General features: G+C 44.6%; 1 protein-coding gene. It reads left to right on the top strand.

Features of this window, described 5'->3' with window-relative positions; genetic code table 11:
* Nucleotides 1-73 precede the first annotated feature (73 nt).
* Nucleotides 74-508 (top strand): hypothetical protein, encoded by a 435-nt coding sequence (locus AC19YR_RS24805; protein WP_500600445.1) that lies wholly within the window; start codon nucleotides 74-76, stop codon nucleotides 506-508.
* The last annotated feature ends 124 nt before the right edge of the window (nucleotides 509-632 follow it).

Genomic DNA, 632 nt, shown 5'->3' with positions numbered 1-632 from the left:
TGGTTGCCGTTGAAATAGCATCACCATAATGGTGACGCGCTCCTGGGTACTCAGGTGGTTGTATTGGGTAGACATGGCAACACCTTACATCAGGCGTTGCACTTGCTCCTTGAGACCGCCCATCCTTGCCTTTCAGAACATACTGAATGTGTCAGGCATTGCAGATGCTGAACAGCTTTTATCCGACCTTGATCAGTTCGACATTAAGCGCAAAGGCCAGAAACTCGATACTGCAAGGCAGTTTCTCGAATGCCACAATGAGATAGAGCGAGGCCCGAAACCACTAATCAAGAAAAATCAGGCCGTTATTCAAGAAGCATTTTTTAAATTTCCATCCAAAAATGAAGTTTCTGGAATAAGTGCAGAGAAGCGAATAAGCCTAATCAAAGATTTTTATGAAGTGGTCTTTCCAGAATACCCCATCCATTTTGTGGTATTGCATGGCGATGAGGACGCTGATCTAAAAGACCATAGCGACCATCCCCACATTTTTATATCAACAAAATGAATCGCCCCTAGTTTCGTAGACACCTCCAAGCCTTAAAATGAGGCCCATTAGGAGGTGCCATGAGCAACCAGCGATATCCCGAAGAATTCAAAATCCAGGCGGTCAAACAAGTGACCGAAAAGAA

The organism is Pseudomonas sp. MF08817 (assembly GCF_059862705.1).
Note: the sequence above shows the minus strand (reverse complement) of the source record. Positions and strands in the feature narration are given on the sequence as shown.